At 68.6% G+C, this 18,925-nt stretch carries 13 protein-coding genes; 10 read left to right on the top strand and 3 right to left on the bottom strand.

What is annotated here, in order from left to right:
* Positions 1-463: 463 nt before the first annotated feature.
* A complete protein-coding gene (locus tag ACFWRT_RS09545) occupies positions 464-1,078 on the bottom strand; it encodes an FxLYD domain-containing protein (protein ID WP_380951553.1) in 615 nt (204 codons plus the stop codon).
* A gap of 95 nt (positions 1,079-1,173) precedes the next feature.
* On the opposite strand from ACFWRT_RS09545, the gene ACFWRT_RS09540 reads away from it, so the two are divergent.
* Positions 1,174-1,791 carry a histidine phosphatase family protein gene (locus ACFWRT_RS09540; protein WP_380951555.1) on the top strand — a complete coding sequence of 206 codons (618 nt, stop codon included), beginning with the start codon at positions 1,174-1,176 and terminating at the stop codon, positions 1,789-1,791.
* Between the two features lie 98 nt (positions 1,792-1,889).
* Here ACFWRT_RS09540 and ACFWRT_RS09535 read toward each other — a convergent pair whose 3' ends face one another.
* The gene (locus tag ACFWRT_RS09535) at positions 1,890-5,762 is read right to left on the bottom strand and encodes a GH92 family glycosyl hydrolase (RefSeq protein WP_380951556.1); all 3,873 of its coding nucleotides are present in this window, start codon (positions 5,760-5,762) and stop codon (positions 1,890-1,892) included.
* A gap of 507 nt (positions 5,763-6,269) precedes the next feature.
* On the opposite strand from ACFWRT_RS09535, the gene ngcE reads away from it, so the two are divergent.
* The 9 genes from ngcE (at position 6,270) to ACFWRT_RS09490 (ending at position 18,497) form a co-directional block, all read left to right on the top strand.
* Positions 6,270-7,715 carry an N-acetylglucosamine/diacetylchitobiose ABC transporter substrate-binding protein gene (gene ngcE / locus ACFWRT_RS09530; RefSeq protein WP_380951558.1) on the top strand — a complete coding sequence of 482 codons (1,446 nt, stop codon included), beginning with the start codon at positions 6,270-6,272 and terminating at the stop codon, positions 7,713-7,715.
* A 49-nt stretch (positions 7,716-7,764) separates the two neighbouring features.
* Entirely contained in the window at positions 7,765-8,685 is a 921-nt protein-coding gene (locus ACFWRT_RS09525) for a carbohydrate ABC transporter permease (protein WP_380951559.1), read from the top strand.
* Entirely contained in the window at positions 8,685-9,614 is a 930-nt protein-coding gene (locus tag ACFWRT_RS09520) for a carbohydrate ABC transporter permease (RefSeq protein ID WP_380951561.1), read from the top strand. Before ACFWRT_RS09525 ends, ACFWRT_RS09520 begins: the two co-directional genes overlap by 1 nt.
* 234 nt (positions 9,615-9,848) lie before the next feature.
* Positions 9,849-11,048, top strand: coding sequence for an ROK family transcriptional regulator (locus tag ACFWRT_RS09515; RefSeq protein WP_380951668.1), 1,200 nt, complete (start codon positions 9,849-9,851; stop codon positions 11,046-11,048).
* Positions 11,049-11,168: 120 nt separating this feature from the next.
* Entirely contained in the window at positions 11,169-12,281 is a 1,113-nt protein-coding gene (locus ACFWRT_RS09510; protein ID WP_380951667.1) for a sugar ABC transporter substrate-binding protein, read from the top strand.
* A 318-nt stretch (positions 12,282-12,599) separates the two neighbouring features.
* Positions 12,600-13,388, top strand: coding sequence for an ATP-binding cassette domain-containing protein (locus ACFWRT_RS09505; protein ID WP_355868765.1), 789 nt, complete (start codon positions 12,600-12,602; stop codon positions 13,386-13,388).
* Positions 13,385-14,698 carry a sugar ABC transporter permease gene (locus ACFWRT_RS09500; RefSeq protein ID WP_380951666.1) on the top strand — a complete coding sequence of 438 codons (1,314 nt, stop codon included), beginning with the start codon at positions 13,385-13,387 and terminating at the stop codon, positions 14,696-14,698. The genes ACFWRT_RS09505 and ACFWRT_RS09500 overlap by 4 nt, the downstream gene beginning before the upstream one ends.
* 165 nt (positions 14,699-14,863) lie before the next feature.
* Positions 14,864-16,777: a 1-deoxy-D-xylulose-5-phosphate synthase gene (gene dxs, locus ACFWRT_RS09495; RefSeq protein WP_380951665.1), complete on the top strand. Its 1,914-nt coding sequence runs from the start codon at positions 14,864-14,866 to the stop codon at positions 16,775-16,777.
* A gap of 217 nt (positions 16,778-16,994) precedes the next feature.
* Entirely contained in the window at positions 16,995-18,497 is a 1,503-nt protein-coding gene (locus ACFWRT_RS09490; RefSeq protein ID WP_380951664.1) for an amino acid permease, read from the top strand.
* Here the strand turns inward: ACFWRT_RS09490 and ACFWRT_RS09485 are convergent.
* Positions 18,494-18,910, bottom strand: a complete 417-nt coding sequence (locus ACFWRT_RS09485; RefSeq protein WP_380951663.1) for a PIN domain-containing protein — start codon at positions 18,908-18,910, stop codon at positions 18,494-18,496. The two genes, ACFWRT_RS09490 and ACFWRT_RS09485, sit on opposite strands and share 4 nt — an antisense overlap.
* Between the last annotated feature and the right edge of the window lie 15 nt (positions 18,911-18,925).

Raw genomic sequence — 18,925 nt, 5'->3', positions numbered from 1 at the left:
CTGAGTCGCGTTCCCTTGTTGAAGCTAGACAACATGTGAAGTCCCTTACTGGTGTAGACGGTCTGCACCAACGAGTGATCTTCACATGTTCATTACGCCATGTCATTACCTTTCCATGGGAACTGCTCAGGCTCTATTTACCGAATCTGGCCATTTAGGCTGAAAATCAACGCACGGGTTGTAGCCGATGTCTTGGGGAGGGGAGGGGAGGGGAGGGGAGGAAACTTCGCATAAGTGAGAAAAATTCCGACAGCTGACAATTTTGCCGCGACCCCCTTCCGGGCGAAAGGTGATGGGTCACAGGTTTTTATCGACCCTCGTGACCTGCTTTGTGCAGCGGCTCGACAGTGGTCTTTTCGGGGTGATGTGCCGGAAGCGCCCCTGTCGCACCGCGGGTTGCGCGAGTCGGTGCCTCTTGCGGCCCTTTCCGCGTACCGGCGGCACCGGACACGGCACCGGAGCGCTACATCGCGTCCCGTGTCACCTGCTTGACGCGGCACTTCGTGCCCGTCGGCACCTCGCCGACGCCCTGCGCCTTCACCTTCACCGACGCGCCGGGGGCCAGGTCGTCGGTGGTCGCGATGCCGTCGGTCAGCACCGCGCCCTTCGCATCCAGGAACTCGACGAACACGACGTAACCCGCCGGGCTCCGGCTCCCGTTCACGATCGTCAGCTCGGCGTGCTGCCAGCCGATCAGCGAATCCCGCGCGCACGTGGTGATGGTGACGTCCTTCTCGGCGGCCGGCCCGGACACGACAGGCTCGGGCTCCTCCTCCACCGGCTCCTCCTCCACCGGCCCCTCTTCGTACGGCCCGTCTCCGTACGGCTCCTCCTCGTACGGGTCGGAATACGGTGCGTCCGACCGCGCGGGCGGCAGCGCGATGGAGTCCGAGGCCGAGTCCAGCAGGGAGTAGACGAGCGCCACCAGCGCCCCCGCCACCACCAGCCCCCCGCCCACGGCGAGCGACACGATCAACCCCGTACGCTGCTGCCTGCCCGGCGGCGCGGCGGGAGGCGCCCACGGCGACGGGGACGGCTGCGGCTGTTCGGGCGGCGGAGGCGGCAAGTTGTCGGACATGAGGTCCCCCCACGGGAAGTCGGCCAGGTGAGGGACTTACGGTACGTGGCTCCACCCCCGCCACCACCACCCGTACCGAGAGTGAACGGACCACCATGGGCGAGCTGATCCTCATCCGGCACGGCGAGACCGAATGGTCCCGCTCCGGGCAGCACACGAGCTGGACCGACCTCCCCCTGACCGCCACCGGCGAGCGCCAGGCCCGCGCCCTCGTGCCGCTGCTCGCCGACCGGAACATCGGGCTCACCCTCGTCAGCCCCTCGATCCGGGCCCGCCGCACCGCCGAGCTGGCCGCTCTCCACGCCCCCCGGGTCACCCCCGAGCTGCGGGAATGGGACTACGGCGGCTACGAGGGCATCACCACCCAGGCGATCCGCCGCACCCGCCCCTTCTGGAACCTCTGGACCGACGGCGTCGACCCCGGCTCCGACGAACACCCCGGGGAGAGCCCCGCCGATGTCGGGCAGCGCGCCGACCAGGTGCTCGCGGGCGTCCGGTCGGCCGCCGAGGGCATCGGGAGCGCGGACATCGCGCTCGTCGCCCACTCGCACTTCCTGCGCGTGCTCACCGCCCGTTACCTCGGACTGACCCCCGCCGAGGGACGGCTCTTCCAGCTCGCCACCGGGGCCGTCTCCCGGCTCGGCACCGAACACGGCCGGCCCGTCGTCGCCGCACTCAACGTGGCCCTGCCCGAAAACCTGCAGGAGGCCTGAGACGCCAAGGGCGCCGGAGCCGCCCGGACGCCTGGGACGCCGACGGCCGGCACCCCGTACGTTCGGGGTACCGGCCGCCTGCGTGCGTCAGTCACGGATCAGGAGAGCAGCTCCACCTCCGCCAGCGTCGCCGCACCCGTCAGCACCAGCCGGTACGTGGCGTACGTGCCGGACCGGTCCACCGAGAAGGCCCGGGTCTGCTTGTCCCAGGCGAAGGACTGGCCGGAGCGGCGGTCCAGGTCCGTCCACTTCGTGCCGTCCGCCGAACCCTGGAGCGTCCACCCCTTCGGGGCCTTGTCCGCCGCCGCCGACGTCAGCGTGTACTGGACCCCCTTCGTGGCCGAGTCCACCGGCAGCTCGACCGACGTGACCTCCGCCGACGTCGCCGACGTGTTGTCGAACAGCGCGCCGTCACCCTTCAGCACATCGCCCTTGGGCGCCGGGGCCCGGTCGTCCTGCTGGATGGAGACCGGTGCCGCGTCCTTGCCCGTACCCCAGGCCGACGGCTTCGGACCCATGTCGAACTCCAGCGTGCCGCCCTTGGCCAGCACGTCGTGCGGGAGCGCGGTGGAGGTCCACTTTTTGCCGTTGACCTTCACGCCCTGCACGTAGATGTTCCGGTCGCTGTTCTTCGGGGCCTTCACGGTCAGCTTGCGGCCGTTGTCCATCCGGACGGTGACCTTCTTGAAGAGCGGTGAGCCGATCGCGTACTCCCCGCTGCCCATCACCAGCGGATAGAAGCCGAGCGCGGAGAAGAGGTACCAGGCCGACTGCTCGCCGTTGTCCTCGTCGCCGTGGATGCCCTGCCCGATCTCGCTGCCGACGTACAGGCGGCCCAGCACCTCGCGGACCTTCTCCTGCGTCTTGTACGGCTGCGAGGCCGCGTTGTACATGTACGTGGCGTGGTGGGCGACCTGGTTGCTGTGCCCGTACTGGCCCATCCGCACGTCACGCGCCTCGGTCATCTCGTGGATGACCCCGCCGTAGCTGCCGACGAACTCCGGGCCCGCCGTCTCCGGCGTCGAGAAGTACGTGTCCAGCTTCTTGCCGAGCCCCGCGCGGCCGCCGTACAGGTTGGCCAGGCCCCGGCTGTCCTGCGGGGCGGTGAAGGCGTAGCCCCAGCCGTTGGTCTCGGTGTAGTCGTAGCCCCAGACGCGGGGGTCGTAACTGTCCGAGGGGAGACGCCAGTCGCCGTTCGGCTTCCTGCCCTGGAAGAAGCCCGCCTTCTCGTCGAAGAGCTTGACGTACTTCTGCGCCCGGTTCAGGAAGTAGGCCGACTCCTCCTTGTACCGCGCCTTCTTCGTCTTCTTGTAGAGCTCCTGGCCCATCCGCGCGATGCCGTAGTCGTTGAGGTATCCCTCCAGCGACCAGGACAGGCCCTCGTGCGTCGCGGTGTTCGCGTAACCCGTGAAGACCGAGGTCTCCATGCCCTTGCGGCCGACGCCGGAGGACGGCGGGGCCACCGTGGCGTTCTTGACCGCCGCGTCGTACGCCGCCTCCGCGTCGAACTTCACGCCCTTGACGTACGCGTCGGCGAAGGCCACGTCCGAGCTGGTGCCGGTCATCAGGTCCGCGTAACCGGGGGAGGACCAGCGGGAGGTCCAGCCGCCGTCCTTGTAGTGCTGGACGAAGCCGTCCACCAGCTCGCCGGCCTTCTTCGGGGAGAAGAAGGAGTAGGCGGGCCAGGTCGTGCGGTAGGTGTCCCAGAAGCCGTTGTTGACGTACACCTTGCCGTCGACGATCTTCGCGCCGGTCTGCGTCGGGGTGTCCGTGCCGGTCGGCTTCGAGAACGGGCTCGCGTACTTGTTCTTCCCGTCGACCTTCTCGTGGCCGGAGTTCGGGTAGAGGTAGAGGCGGTAGAGGCTGGAGTAGAGCGAGGTGAGCTGGTCCTCGTTCGCGCCCTCGACCTCGATCGTGCGCAGGATGTCGTCCCAGGCCGACTGCGCCTTGCGCTGCACCTTCTCGAAGGAGGTGGACGCCGGGATCTCCATCGCCAGGTTCTTCTTCGCCTGGTCGACGCCGATCAGCGAGGTCGCCAGCCGCAGGTCGACCGTGCGGTCCTTGCCCGCGTTGAAGCGGAAGAAGCCGGTGACGTCGTCGCCGCCTCCGCCCTTCAGCTTGCCGCTGTCCGTCACCGGCGCGTCGAAGACGCCGTAGACGAACATGCGGGTGGCGCCGGTGGAGAGGCCGCTCTTGACGTCCGTGTAGCCGGAGAAGGAGCGGGTCGCCGGGTCCAGGGTCAGACCGCCGGCGTTCGACACGTTGTCGAAGACCAGGCTGGCGTCCTTGCCGGGGTAGGTGAACCGCATCCGCGCCGCGTGGTCGGTCGGCGCGATCTCGGTCCTGAGGCCGTTCTCGAACGTCACGCCGTAGTAGTGCGGCTTCGCGACCTCGTTCTCGTGCCGGAACGGCAGCGCGCGGGCGGTGCGGGCGGCGTCCGGGGTGCCGGAGGCGGCCGAGGGCATCACCTGGAAGGTCTGCCGGTCGCCCATCCAGGGGCTCGGCTCATGGCTGGCGCTGAACGCCTGGAGCGTGGGCAGGTTGTCCTCGTTGTTGCCCCGGTGGTAGTCGTACAGCCAGCTCAGCGAACCGGCGTTGGTCACCGGCGTCCAGAAGTTGAAGCCATGGGGGACGGCGGTGGCCGGAATGTTGTTGCCGCGCGAGAAGCCGCCGGAGGAGTTGGTGCCGCGGGTGGTCAGCGCGTAGTCGGAGAGGTGCGCCTTGCGCTTCGCCGGCTTCTTCGGCTCGATCACGATGTCGTCGACCCAGCCCTGGAACTTCGCCGGGCCCTTGGGGGAGTCGTACGCCACCAGGATCCGGTCCACGGTCTTGCCCGCCGCGACCGTGCCGATGCGGGAGGCGACCTTGTTCCACTGGTTGACGTAGAGGCGCTTGGCCTCCGCCTGGCCCTGCGGGGTCAGCAGCCCGCCGTGGCTGTCGGTGGCCTTCAGCCCGCTCAGGTACGTGCCGTCGGTGAAGGCCAGGTCCACCGCGATGTGCGTGGCGGGGTAGTTGAGGTCGCTCTCGCCCATCTGCGGGTAGACGAGGTAGGAGAGCTCGGTGTCCTTGGTGACGGCCGTGTTCACGTCGAAGACCTTGTTGTACGCGTACGCCCGGCCGTCCGGCTTGTGCGTACCCGCGTAACGCAGTGCCTTCTTTCCGGTGAATCCCGCGCCCGCCTTCGCGGTGGGTGAGCCGGAGGGGCCGCGGTCGGGCTGGCTGCGCATCTCGTCGGGGACGGGCGCGGAGGTGTCACCGTTCGAGAACTGAACGTCGGCGAGCTGGATGATGTCCGACGCGCCGTTGTTGGCGGTGATCTCCAGCCGGAAGTGCCGGTAGGCGGTGTCGGAGGCGAAATCGTACGACTTGGTCTGGTGCCGCTTCTCGAACGTCTCCCCCTTGCGGGTGTCGAGGTCGGTCCACTCCTTGCCGTCCGCCGAGCCCTTGAGCGTCCAGTCCTTCGGATCGCGCGGGGCGTGGTCGTTGGCGGAGGTGAGCGCGTACGTCACCACCTTGACCGGCTCGTCCAGGTCGAACTCGACCCAGCCGGTCTTCGCGAACGCCAGCCACTTGGAGCCGGGTTCGACGTCGACCAGGTTCTCCTTGACCTCGCCTCCCGCGGTGTTCTCGGCGCTGGCGCGGACGTCGGTCACCCGGTCGGTGACATTGCCCGGTATTCCGGTGGAGAATCCGCCGTCGACGCCCGACGAGCGCTCGGTGCCGTCCGGTCCTTCTTCTACCGTGTTGCGCCAGTCCGGCTGCTTCTCGTCCGCCTCGAACGAGGAGCGGAACGTCCGCTCACCCGAGGGCTTCTGCGGCGCCTGGGACGGGCCGGCGACGGCGGCCGTGGGGGCCGCGAGGGCCAGGGCGAGTGATGCCGCGAGGACGGCGGCCGTGCGGCTCCGTCTCGTACGGGCGGCGCTGCTGAGGACCCTCTCAGCGCCATGGTGGAGACCTCGTGGTGGCTGCATACCGAGCCATTCCTCCCCGGAGCGTGCTTGGACAACGTTGTCATAGCGGGATGCAAGGTCCAGTAGGGAGCCAAGTGACAGGGCGTGTCAAGGGTGTTGCCGCAGGTGCGGCGCGCGAATCGGCCGAATGGGGAGAAAGTCTCCCCTGGGTGAGGGCGCACGGTGCCGAGCAGTCCGCGAGGTCTCAACTCGGGAAAGACTGCCCTTCCAACCTGCATTCGATCTTGCCCAGTTGGCGGCAAGTGGACTATACCTGTCGCCATCCGCGCAGCCGTTTCGACGGAGGTGCGAGGGGGAAGAAGGGGTGGCCCGCGAGCGCGTCATGGACGCGCTGGCGGTACGGTTCCCCGACCACCCCCACTCCGCCGGTTCTTCATCTCCGGTACACCTGCATATCTGCACCACCCAAGCGCAACTGACCGCGGTGGCGGGGCCCTTCGCCTGAGGCGAATTTTCGACGGGTGACCGGTACACCGCCTGAGTCCTGGAGAAGGCGAGGACTTGAGCATGGGATCCACCTCCGCTCAGAACAATGAGGGCCTTGGCCGTCGCGATCTGATCAAGCGTTCTGCCGCACTCGGCCTGATCGCTGTTCCGACGATGAGCTTCCTGTCCGCCTGCGCGAGCGGCGACAGCGGCACCGACGACAAGGTCGAAAAGGGCGAGAAGACCGACAAGAACCCGCTGGCCGTCAACGGCAGCGCCCCGCTGGAGATCGTCATCTTCGACGGCGGGTTCGGCACCAAGTACGCCGAGGACGCCCGGGACGTCTACAAGAAGACCTACCCCGAGGCGCAGATCAAGTTCTCGGCGACGCAGAAGATCCAGTCGGTCCTCCAGCCGCGCTTCAACGGCGGCACCCCGCCGGACCTGATCGACAACTCCGGCGCCCAGCAGATGGACATGGGCGTCCTGGTCGGCAAGAAGCAGCTCACCGACCTGACCCCGCTGCTCGACGCCCCTTCGGTCGACGACCCCGCCAAGACGGTCCGCGACACCCTGCGGCCGGGCATCGTCGAGATGGGCCAGTTCGACGGCGACCCGGTCTGGATCATGTACTACGCGTACACGGTCTACGGCGTCTGGTACTCCCAGACCGCGCTGGACAAGCTCGACGCCACGTACCCGGAGACCTGGGACGACATGCTCGCGCTCTGCGCGAAGGCGAAGAAGAAGGACATCGCCGGCTGGACCTACCCCGGCAAGCACCCTTACTACATCCCGTTCTCGCTCTACCCGTTCATCGGGAAGATCGGCGGCGTCGAGGTCCTCGACGCCATCGACAACCTGGAGCCGAAGGCCTGGGAGCACCCCGCGGTCAAGGCCGCCTTCGAGGCGTACTACGAGCTCGTCGCCAAGGACTACATCCTCAAGGGCTCCCCCGGCCTGGACCACCGCGGTTCGCAGGGCGCCTGGGCCCGCGGCAAGGCGCTGTTCATCCCGAACGGCTCCTGGGTCGAGAACGAGGAAGCGGCGATCATCCCCAAGGACTTCAAGCTGTCCGTGGGCGCCCCCTCCTCCCTCGACTCCTCGGACAAGCTGCCCTTCGGCACCATCTGGGCGTCCGGCGGCGAGCCGTTCATCGTCCCGGCCAAGGCGAAGAACCCGGCGGGCGGCATGGAGCAGCTGCGCATCATGCTCAGCGAGGCCTCCTCCAAGTCCTTCACCAGCAACACCAAGTCGCTCTCCGCCTTCAACGGCGGCACCGACGGCATCGAGCTCTCCGACGGCCTGAAGTCCGGTGTCGCGGCTCTGGACAAGGCGGGCACCAATGTGGTCAACCCGCGCCTCCAGGACTGGTACGTGAAGCTCCAGAAGGAGCAGATCGGCGTCGCCGCGATCGGCGAGATGATGGCCGGCCGCGCCACCCCGGCCGAGACCATCAAGAAGATCCAGGCGTTCGCCGACGCGGCCGCCAAGGACCAGTCCATCAAGCACTTCAGGCACCAGTGATCACGCGTCACCAGCGGCGGCAGCTCGGGGAAGGTCGGAGTCGGTAACGATGCAGCACGGTAAATACCGGTTCATAATCGGGTTCCTGGTGGTCCCGATGACGTTGTACGTCGTCTTCGTCATCTGGCCGTTCATCCAGTCCATCTACTACTCGTTCACGGACTGGACGGGTCTGAGCCCCGACTTCAAGATGGTCGGGTTCGACAACTACACCAAGATGCTCGACGACGACATCTTCTGGAAATCGCTCCAGCACAGCGTGCTGCTGGCGATCCTGCTGCCGCTGGTGACGCTGGGCCTCGCGCTCTTCTTCGCCTTCATGCTCAACGTGGGCGGCCGGCGCCGCAAGGGCGCCGCCATCGCGGGCGTACGGGGCTCGGGCTTCTACAAGATCGCCTACTTCTTCCCGCAGGTGCTCTCGATCGCCATCGTGGCCATCCTGTTCCAGTTCGCCTTCGACCCGGCCCAGGGCATGATCAACGGCACGCTCAAGGCCGTGGGCTTCGACGACGTCCCCGACTGGCTCGGCGACCCGGACCTGGCCCTGTGGGTCATCATGGGGGTCCTCGTCTGGTGCACCGTCGGCTTCTTCGTGGTGCTCTTCTCCGCGGGCATGGCCTCCATCCCCAAGGACTTCTACGAGGCCGCCCTGCTGGACGGGGCGAGCCGCTTCACGACCTTCTTCCGGATCACGCTGCCCCTGCTGTGGGACACGGTCCAGTCCGGCTGGGTCTACATGGGCATCCTGGCGCTCGGCGCCGAGGGCTTCGCCATCGTCCACATCATGAGCGTCGGCCCCGGCGGGCCCGACTACTCGACCACCGTCCTGCCGCTGTACGTCTACCAGTCGGCGTTCCGTGACGGACAGGCGGGCTACGCGACCACGATCGGTGTCGCCCTGCTCATCGTGACCCTGGCGTTCGCCGCCATCGTCATGCGGGTGGGCCGGCGCGAGCGGCTGGAGTTCTGATGAAGACCACTGACACCCCCGCGTCCGGCGCCGACGTGTCCAAGGTGCCCGGCCAGCGCACCGGCACGGCCCCCACGCGCCCGTCCGCCCCCGCGAGGAAGAGCGAGGGCCAGGTCCTCAACGTCTTCTCGCACGGGATGCTGATCCTGTGGGCGATCATGGTCGTCCTGCCGCTGTTCTGGGCGGTGATGTCCTCGTTCAAGACCGACGCGGACATCTTCAACACCCCCTGGTCGCTGCCGAGCTCGCTGAGCTTCGACGCCTGGGGCCGGGCCTGGACCCAGGCCCATATGAGCGAGTACTTCCTGAACACCATCCTGGTGGTGGGCGGGTCGCTCACCGGCACCCTGGTCCTGGGGTCGATGGCCGCCTACGTGCTGGCGCGCTTCGAGTTCCCGGGCAACCGCTCCATCTACTTCCTGTTCGTCGGCGGCATGAGCTTCCCGGTCATGCTGGCGCTGGTCCCGCTGTTCTTCGTCATGGACAACATGGGGCTGCTGAACACGATCCACGGTCTGATCCTCGTGTACATCGCGTACTCGCTGCCGTTCACCGTCTTCTTCCTGACCTCGTTCTTCCGGACGCTGCCGACCTCGGTGGCGGAGGCGTCGATCATCGACGGGGCCTCGCACACCCGGACGTTCTTCCAGGTGATGCTGCCGATGGCCAAGCCCGGCCTGATCAGCGTCGGCATCTTCAACTTCCTGGGGCAGTGGAACCAGTACATGCTGCCGACGGTGCTCAACACCGACCCGGAGAAGCGGGTGCTCGCCCAGGGCCTGGTGGAGCTGGCCTCCAGCCAGGGGTACAAGGGCGACTACTCCGGCCTCTTCGCCGGCCTGGTGATCGCGATGCTCCCGGTGCTGGCGGCGTACATCATCTTCCAGCGCCAGGTCGTCTCCGGTCTGACGGCGGGTGCGCTCAAGTAGGTCACGCGTGAGCCTGAGAAGGTCACATATCCACAACGGCCCGGTGCCCCGGCGGACTCGATCCGCCGGGGCACCGGGCCGTTGTGGGTGCGCCGGTGCTCAGGTCTTGACGGAAGGTACCCCCGAACGGTCAGCTTAGAGTTCACATGTTGGAGGAAGCCGGGGTGTCGTCGCTGCTGCCCCGGCCGGGGCGGTCCTCTGGACCGCCCGCCAAGGGCAGGAGTGGATGAGTCGATGGAGACTCCCGGGTCGCAGACATCGCTGCACAGGGCCAATCTGGAGCGGGTCGTACGCGCCGTACGGATGGCGGGCTCGCTCACCCAGGCGGAGATCGCCCGGAGCACCGGGCTCTCCGCGGCCACGGTCTCCAATATCGTCCGGGAGCTGAAGGACGGCGGAACGGTCGAGGTGACGCCCACCTCGGCGGGCGGCCGCCGGGCCCGCAGCGTCTCCCTCAGCGGGGACGCGGGCATCGTCATCGGCGTCGACTTCGGCCATACGCACCTGCGGGTCGCCGTCGGCAACCTGGCCCACCAGGTGCTGGCCGAGGAGTCCGAGCCGCTGGACGTCGACGCCTCCTCCGCGGAGGGGTTCGACCGGGCCGAGGTGCTGGTCAACCGGCTGATCGCGGCGACCGGTATCGGCCCGGACAAGATCATCGGCATCGGCCTCGGCGTGCCGGGCCCCATCGACGTCGAGTCCGGAACGCTGGGCTCCACCTCGATCCTGCCGGGCTGGACGGGCATCAACCCCAGCGAGGAGCTCTCCGGCCGCCTCGGCGTCCCGGTGTACGTCGACAACGACGCCAACCTGGGAGCCCTCGGCGAGCTGGTCTGGGGCAGCGGTCGGGGCGTCAAGGACCTCGCGTACATCAAGGTCGCCAGCGGCGTCGGCGCCGGTCTGGTGATCGACGGGACCATCTACCGGGGCCCCGGCGGCACGGCCGGCGAGATCGGCCACATCACGCTCGACGAGTCGGGCCCGGTCTGCCGCTGCGGCAACCGCGGCTGCCTGGAGACCTTCACCGCCGCGCGCTACGTCCTGCCCCTGCTCCAGCCCAGCCACGGCCCCGGCCTCACCATGGAACGGGTGGTCCAACTGGCCCGTGAGGGCGATCCGGGGTGCCGCCGGGTCATCGGCGACGTCGGCCGCCACATAGGCAGCGGTGTCGCCAACCTGTGCAACCTGCTCAACCCCAGCCGGGTCGTGCTCGGCGGCTCGCTGGCGGAGGCCGGAGAGCTCGTCCTGGGGCCCATACGGGACTCCGTGTCGCGTTACGCGATCCCCAGCGCCGCCCGGCAGCTCTCGGTGCTCCCCGGGGCCCTGGGCGGCCGTGCCGAGGTGCTGGGCGCCCTGGCCCTCGTACTGAGCGAGATGGGGGATTCAACCCTTTTGGAGAGCACCCTCCCCACAGCGACTCCTGCCTTCACTTAGATAACGAATGGCACCGTTGTCATCTCGTTAAGGATTTACTCCTTGACGCTGGCGCTGCGGCCGAGTTGACTTCCAGCCACCTCGGCCGCAACGTCGCGGCCTCGTCAGGGAGGTTCGAGAATGAACACGCGTATGCGTCGTGCCGCCGTTGCCGTTGCCGCCACCACGATGGCGATCTCGCTGGCCGCTTGCGGGAGTGCCAAGGAGTCCGGCGACAAGGCCGAGCAGGGCTCGGAGAAGAAGGGCGACGACCTGAAGATAGGTCTGCTCCTCCCCGAGAACCAGACGGCCCGTTACGAGAAGTTCGACCGCCCGATCATCGAGAAGAAGATCGGCGAGCTCACCGGCGGCAAGGCGAAGGTCATCTACGCCAACGCCAAGCAGGATGCGAACACGCAGTCGCAGCAGGTCGACACCATGATCACCAACAAGGTCGACGCCCTCATCGTGGGCTCGGTCGACTCCAAGGCGATCGCCAACAGCGTCAAGAAGGCCAAGGACGCCGGCATCCCCGTCGTCGCCTTCGACCGCCTCGCCGAGGGCCCCATCGACGCCTACACCTCCTTCGACAACGAAGAGGTCGGCCGGGCCCAGGGCAAGGCCCTGCTGGAGGCCCTGGGCGACAAGGCCGACGGCGGCACGATCGTGATGATGAACGGCGCGATCACCGACCCGAACGCCGCGCTCTTCAAGAAGGGCGCCAAGTCCGTCCTCGACGGCAAGGTGAAGTACGGCAAGGAGTACGACACCAAGGAGTGGAAGCCGGAGAACGCCAACGCCAACATGGAAGCGGCGATCACCGCGCTCGGCAAGGACAAGATCGACGGCGTCTACTCCGCCAACGACGGCATGGCGGGCGGCATCATCACCGCCCTGAAGGCCGCCGGCCTGCCGAAGCTCCCCCCGGTCACCGGCCAGGACGCCGAGCTGGCGGGCGTGCAGCGCATCGTCACCGGTGAGCAGTTCATGAGCGTCTACAAGTCCTACCCGGCCGAGGGCATCGTCGCCGCGGAGATGGCCGTCGCCCTCGCCAAGGGCGAGAAGCTCGACTCCATCGCCACCTCGAAGGTCGACAGCGCCACCACGAAGGGCATCCCGACGGTCCTCGTCCCGGTCATCTCGCTGACCAAGGACAACATCAAGGACACCGTCATCAAGGACGGCATCTGGACGCTGGACGAGATCTGCTCGGGCAAGTACAAGGCCTCCTGCGACAAGATCGGCCTGAAGTAGGCCCTGGGGGCATCCGGCGGATCTTGACCGGGTCCACGACGCCTGGACCGGCCGCCCGCGCGGCCGGTCCAGCCGGCCCCCCCGCCGTACCGCCCGACGCGTCCGCGCGAAGGCGCCACGGCACCCCTGCCGCGCACGCGCCCGCCGCACAGCCGGCCCGCGCGCGCCACGAAGCCTGTCCGGTGTCCCGCCCACCAACCGTCCCGCTACCGGGCGGGGCGCCGGACGGAACGCTTCACCCCCTTTTTCTTTTCTTCTGCTCGACCGCCGCGCCTTCCCCCGGGCGCGGCATCCCCCGCCGGTCAGGCGGCGAAGGAGATGGTTCACGTGACCGCTACGCCCGTGTTGGCGTTGCGAGGGGTCTCCAAGCGATTCGGTGCCGTCCAGGTACTCACCGATGTAGAGCTTGAGGTCCACGCCGGTGAGGTGGTCGCCCTGGTGGGCGACAACGGCGCCGGTAAATCAACGCTGGTCAAGACGATCGCCGGAGTGCACCCCATCGATGAGGGAGTCATCGAGTGGGAGGGCAGGGCCGTCCAGATCGACAAACCGCACGACGCCCAGAACCTCGGCGTCGCGACCGTCTATCAGGACCTCGCGCTCTGCGACAACATCGATGTCGTCGGCAACCTCTACCTGGGCCGGGAGCTGCGCAGGTTCGGCATCCTGGACGAGGTGGAGATGGAGCGCCGCTCCCGCGAGCTGCTCTCGACGCTCTCCATCCGCATCCCGAGCGTCCGCATCCCGATCGCCTCGCTCTCCGGCGGCCAGCGCCAGACGGTGGCCATCGCCCGGTCCATGCTCGGTGAGCCCAAGCTCGTCATCCTCGACGAGCCGACCGCCGCCCTCGGCGTCGAGCAGACCGCCCAGGTCCTCGACCTCGTCGAGCGGCTGCGCGAGCGCGGCCACGCGGTCATCCTCATCAGCCACAACATGGCCGATGTGAAGGCCGTCGCCGACAAGGTCGCCGTGCTCCGGCTGGGCCGGAACAACGGGGTCTTCGATGTGAAGACCACCTCCCAGGAAGAGATCATCTCCGCCATCACGGGCGCCACGGACAACGCCGTGACCCGACGTGCGGCGCGCAACGCGGAGGTTTCCAAGTGACCACCGACAAGTCCGGGACCTCGCTGGACAAGACCCCCGCCCCGGCGGACGCGCCGCCGGTCGGCAACCCGGACGCGGCCGAGGGCGCCGCCACGGTCGTCGACCCCCGCCTCCTCATCCGTGAGCAGGGCTTCGCCGGTTACCTCACCGAGTTCAAGCGCAAGATCAGCGGTGGCGACCTGGGCTCGATCCCGGTCGTCGTCGGCCTCGCGATCATCGCCATCGTCTTCCAGAGCATGAACTCCGAGTTCCTCTCCGCGAAGAACATCAGCGACATCGCCACCACGATGGTCGCCACCGGCATGATGGCCGTCGGCATCATCTTCGTGCTGCTGCTCGGTGAGATCGACCTCTCGGTCGGCTCCGTCTCCGGTGTCTCCGGCGCCCTGGTCGCGGTGCTCAGCGTCACCCAGGGCATGAACGAGTGGCTGGCGATCCTCGTCGCCATCGTCAGCGGCGCCGTGATGGGCGCGATCCACGGCTTCTTCTTCGCCCGGATCGGCGCACCCGCCTTCGCCGTCACCCTGGCCGGCCTGCTGTTCTGGCTCGGCTTCATGCTCCAGCTCCTCGGCGACTCCGGCACCATCAACCTGGACGGCGACGGGGTGGTCGGCAAGCTGACCACGTACTACTTCTCCGACGTCGCCGCCGCCTACGGGCTCGCCGCGATCGCGGTCATCGGCTACTTCGCCGCCGCCTTCCTGGACACCCGCCGCCGCGAGGCCGCGGGCATCCCGTCCCGGCCGATCGCCGACATCGCCGTGCGCACCGGCGTCCTCGCGGTGTTCGCGTTCGCCGCCGCGTACATGTTCAACCAGTACCGCGGCCTGCCGCTGGCCCTGGTCCTCTTCCTGATCGTCCTGGTCGGCACGGACTTCCTGCTGCGCCGTACGGCCTACGGCCGGAAGATCTTCGCGCTCGGCGGCAGCGTCGAGGCCTCCCGCCGCGCCGGTATCAACGTCACCGCGATCCGGATCTCCGTCTTCTCCATCGCGGGCACCTTCGCGGCGATCGGCGGCCTCTTCTGGGCCTCCAAGATCGCGGCGGCCAACCAGGGCTCCGGCACCGGCGACCTCCTGATGAACGTCATCGCGGCGGCCGTCATCGGCGGCACCAGCCTCTTCGGCGGCCGCGGCCGCACCTGGAACGCGCTGCTCGGTGTCATGGTCATCGTCTCCATCCAGTACGGACTGTCGCTGGAGGGCATCGCCACGCCGATCCAGTACATGGTCACCGGCGCCGTGCTGCTCGCCACGGTCGTCATCGACTCCGTCACCCGTAAGACCCAGAAGACCGCAGGCCGCGCCTGACCCGCGGATCCGCGCAGGTGCCCGGTGCCCCGAAGGGGGTGGCCGGGCACCTGCGCATGTCCGGGTACGGCTACGAACAGGGCCGCCCGCTGCCCACGTCCGGTAGCGGAACATTAGACTCATCGGATCGGCACGCTCGATCAGCTCAAACGCAAGGAGGCACGGGTGGATCTGCTGACCCGCATCAAGGGACCGCGCGACCTGGACCGGCTCAGCCTCGACGAGCTCGACCAGCTCGCGGAGGAGATCCGCACCTTCCTCGTGGACGCGGTGTCCAAGACCGGCGGACACCTCGGCCCCAACCTGGGCGTGGTGGAGCTCACGATCGCCCTGCACCGGGTCTTCGAGTCGCCCCGCGACAAGGTGCTGTGGGACACCGGCCACCAGGCCTACGTCCACAAGCTGCTCACCGGCCGCCAGGACTTCTCCCGCCTCAAGATGAAGGGCGGCCTCTCCGGCTACCCCTCCCAGGCCGAGTCCGAGCACGACATCATCGAGAACAGCCACGCCTCCGGCGTCCTCGGCTGGGCCGACGGCCTGGCCAAGGCGAACGAGGTCCTGAAGAGGGACGACCACGTCGTCGCGGTCATCGGTGACGGCGCGCTCACCGGCGGTATGGCCTGGGAGGCGCTGAACAACATCGCCGCCGCCAAGGACCGCCCGCTCGTCATCGTCGTCAACGACAACGAGCGCTCGTACGCGCCGACGATCGGCGGCCTGGCCAACCACCTCGCCACGCTCCGTACCACCGACGGCTACGAGCGGTTCCTGGCCCGCGGCAAGGACATCCTGGAGCGCACGCCGGTCGTCGGCCGCCCGCTCTACGAGACGCTGCACGGCGCCAAGAAGGGCCTCAAGGACTTCATCGCCCCGCAGGGCATGTTCGAGGACCTCGGACTGAAGTACGTCGGCCCGATCGACGGCCACGACATCGAGGCCCTGGAGTCCGCGCTCCAGCGCGCCAAGCGCTTCGGTGGCCCGGTCATCGTGCACTGCCTCACCCAGAAGGGCCGCGGCTACACCCCGGCCCTGGAGGACGAGGCCGACCGCTTCCACGCCGTCGGCAAGATCCACCCGGACACCGGTCTGCCGATCTCCACCTCCGGCCTCGACTGGACCTCCGTCTTCGGCGAGGAGATGGTCAAGCTCGGCCACGAGCGCGAGGACATCGTCGCGATCACCGCGGCCATGCTCCAGCCCGTCGGCCTCGGCAAGTTCGAGGAGGCCTTCCCGGACCGGATCTACGACGTCGGCATCGCCGAGCAGCACGGCGCGGTCTCCGCGGCGGGCCTGGCCACCGGCGGCCTCCACCCGGTCTTCGCGGTCTACGCGACCTTCCTCAACCGTGCCTTCGACCAGGTCCTGATGGATGTGGCCCTGCACAAGTGCGGCGTCACCTTCGTCCTGGACCGGGCCGGCATCACCGGCACGGACGGCGCCTCGCACAACGGTATGTGGGACATGTCGATCCTCCAGTGCGTGCCCACCCTGCGCATCGCCGCCCCGCGCGACGCCGACCAGGTCCGCGCCCAGCTCCGCGAGGCCGTCGCCGTGGATGACGCGCCCACCGTGGTCCGCTTCTCCAAGGGCGCGGTCGGCCCGGCGGTCAAGGCCGTCGGCAAGGCCGGCGGCATGGACATCCTGCGCGAGCCGAAGGCCGCCCGCCCCGACGTCCTGGTCGTCTCGGTCGGCGCGCTCGCCCCGATGTGCCTGGAGATCGCCGACCTGCTGGACGCCCAGGGCATCTCCTCCACCGTCGTCGACCCGCGCTGGGTCAAACCGGTGGACGAGGCGCTCGCCCCGCTCGCCGAGCGCCACCGCGTCGTCGTCACCGTCGAGGACAACAGCCGTGCCGGAGGGGTCGGCTCCGCCGTGGCCCAGGCGCTGCGCGACGCGGGCATCGACGTACCGCTGCGCGACTTCGGCATCCCGCCGGTCTTCCTCGACCACGCCTCGCGCGGCGAGGTCATGGCCGAGATCGGACTGACCGCCCCGGACATCGCCCGCCAGGTCACCGGTCTGGTCGCCAAGCTGGACGGCCGGTTCGAGAGCCGCGCGGTGGAGCCCGCCCGCGACTGACCTGCAATTGAATTGACCGGTACTGAGCGGTACCGAACTGTTTTCGGGCCGATGGGCCGGGAAGACGACCCCTGTCCGGGTGGTTCTCCCGGCCCATTCGCATGAAACGGGCCAGATGGCGTGTTCCTGCGTATTCCGGTCCTCATCATTGCGTTCACAACGAGTGCGTGGAGGTACGCAGGTGAGCGCGCAGGTCACACCACCCCGCGGAAAAGGTATGTTCCGCACCAAATCCGTCGAGCAGTCGATCCGCGACACCGAGGAGCCGGAACACGGCCTCAAGAAGACCCTCTCCGCCCTGGACCTGACGGTCTTCGGTGTCGGCGTCATCATCGGCACCGGCATCTTCGTCCTCACCGGCCAGGTGGCCAAGGAGACGGCGGGCCCCGCCACCGCGATCGCCTTCGTCGTCGCGGGCGTCGTCTGCGGTCTCGCCGCGCTCTGCTACGCGGAGTTCGCCTCCACCGTCCCGGTGGCCGGGTCCGCGTACACCTTCTCCTACGCCTCGCTGGGCGAACTGGTGGCCTGGATCATCGGCTGGGACCTGGTGCTGGAGTTCGCGCTCGGCACCGCGGTGGTCGCCGTCGGCTGGTCCGGCTACATCCGGTCCCTGATGGACAACGCAGGCTGGGCGCTGCCCGACGTGCTCTCGGGGACGGACGTGGCGGAAGGATTCGGCTTCGACATCCTGGCCTTCGCCCTGGTGCTGGTGCTGACCGTCATCCTGGTCATCGGCATGAAGCTCTCCGCCCGGGTCACCTCGGTCGTGGTGGCCATCAAGGTCGCCGTGGTCCTCATGGTGATCATCGCCGGCCTCTTCTTCATCAAGGCCGAGAACTACAAGCCGTTCATCCCGCCGGCCGAGAGCCAGGAGACGGGCGGCGGCTGGGACGCCCCGCTGGTGCAGCTGATGTTCGGCTACGAACCCACCAACTTCGGCGTGATGGGCATCTTCACCGCCGCCTCCATCGTGTTCTTCGCCTTCATCGGCTTCGACGTGGTCGCCACCGCCGCCGAGGAGACCAAGCTTCCCCAGCGCGACATGCCGCGCGGCATCCTCGGCTCGCTCGTCATCTGCACGGTGCTCTACGTGGCGGTCTCGATCGTGGTCACCGGCATGCAGAACTACAAGGACCTGTCCGTCAGCGCCCCGCTCGCCGACGCCTTCAAGGCCACCGGGCATCCGTTCTACGCGGGCCTGATCAGCTTCGGCGCGGCGGTCGGGCTCACCACGGTCTGCATGATCCTGCTGCTCGGCCAGACCCGGGTCTTCTTCGCCATGAGCCGCGACGGCCTGCTCCCGCGCTTCTTCTCCAAGACCCACCCGCGCTTCCACACCCCGTACCGCCCCACGATCCTGCTCGGTGTGCTGATCGCGATCATCGCCGGGTTCACCAGCATCGAGGAGCTGGCGACCCTGGTGAACATCGGGACGCTCTTCGCGTTCGTCGTCGTCGCCCTCGGTGTGCTGGTCCTGCGCCGCACCCGCCCGGACCTGCCCCGCGCCTTCCGCACCCCGCTGGTCCCGCTGCTCCCGATCGTCTCCGTGGCGGCGTCGGTCTGGCTGATGCTGAACCTGCCGGTGGAGACCTGGGTGCGCTTCGGCGCCTGGATGGTGCTCGGCGTGGTCATCTACCTCGTCTACGGGCGCACCCACAGCCGGATGGCCAAGGAGGAGCGCCGGGGCGTGTCCGGCGGATCAGGGCCGGACACCCTCTAGGGCGTGTCCGGCGAGCGCTCGTCGTTCGAAGCCGGCCGTACCGAACGGGGCCCGACGCACCGGGCCCCGTACGCCTCGACCCGCTGCCGCAGCCCGCGGTCGGCGGTGACGACGACGCACTCCCGGTCCGGGCCGGCGGCGGCCGCCAGCCCGGCGATCAGGTCGTCACCGCTGCCGGGGGCCGACTCGACCCGGACCCCGGCCACGGACGCGACGCCCCGGGCGGCTCCCTCGACCACGAGCACGATCTCGACCGGGCCGGCCACCCCCGGCAGCCCGGCCGCCGCGTACGGGACCAGCGAGTCCCGCAGCCGCTCCGCCGCCCCGCGCCGGTCGCGCCACCAGCCGTCGGGCACCGACCCGACCACGTTGGCCCCGTCCACGATCACCAGTACCGCCGCGTCCTCGCTCATCTCGGCAGGGTGTCA

It is taken from the genome of Streptomyces cyaneofuscatus, assembly GCF_042718795.1.
In the GTDB taxonomy this organism is placed as follows: domain Bacteria; phylum Actinomycetota; class Actinomycetes; order Streptomycetales; family Streptomycetaceae; genus Streptomyces; species Streptomyces cyaneofuscatus_A.
The sequence above is the reverse complement of the archived record's forward strand: the minus strand, read 5'-3'. Positions and strand labels throughout refer to the sequence as shown.